The 507-nt window shown below is 70.8% G+C and carries 1 protein-coding gene and 1 pseudogene; one reads left to right on the plus strand and one right to left on the minus strand.

What is annotated here, in order from left to right; genetic code table 11:
* Positions 1-111 (plus strand): Fe-Mn family superoxide dismutase (locus JOY50_RS28540; RefSeq protein WP_243056174.1); only part of this gene is annotated, 111 nt, incomplete at its 5' end.
* Here the strand turns inward: JOY50_RS28540 and JOY50_RS28545 are convergent.
* Positions 90-507: pseudogene (locus JOY50_RS28545) on the minus strand (rod shape-determining protein MreC); the annotation flags it as partial. The gene JOY50_RS28540 and the pseudogene JOY50_RS28545 sit on opposite strands and share 22 nt — an antisense overlap.

Here is a 507-nt window from a genome sequence, read left to right on the forward strand (position 1 = left end):
CACGCGTACTACCTGAAGTACCAGAACCGCCGCCCGGAATACATCGGCGCGTTCTTCAACGTCATCGACTGGAACGAAGTCGAGCGCCGTTACCAGGAAGCGATCGCCTGATCGCGTGACGGGATGACATGAGAAGGCCGGGGGAGACCCCGGCCTTTTCTGTTGCAGCAGTCGTTCGATAGTGCCGGCCGCAGGCCGGCAACCGTGCAGTACCGGGGGAGCCGGCCAGCGGCCGGCACTACCGGGGAGCTGGCCGGAGCCGGCGTCGTTGCCGCTGGCGCGGCTCCCGCAGGCACGCTGGCGCCGGTGGCCGGCCCCCCCGGTGCGGTTTCTTCCAGCTGCAGGCGCAGTTCCGGCGGAATGCGGATCGCCGCCCCCGGGCGCAGCAGCAGCACGTCGCGGCCGCGGTCGAGCTGGGCCGCCGGCTTCAGTTCGCCGACCAGGAAGGCATGGGTGTCGTCCGGGCGCAGGCCGGTGATGGTGCCGACCGGGAAGCCGGCCGGGAAG

Source organism: Pseudomonas sp. BP01, from assembly GCF_022760795.1.
Lineage (GTDB): Bacteria > Pseudomonadota > Gammaproteobacteria > Pseudomonadales > Pseudomonadaceae > Aquipseudomonas > Aquipseudomonas putida_Q.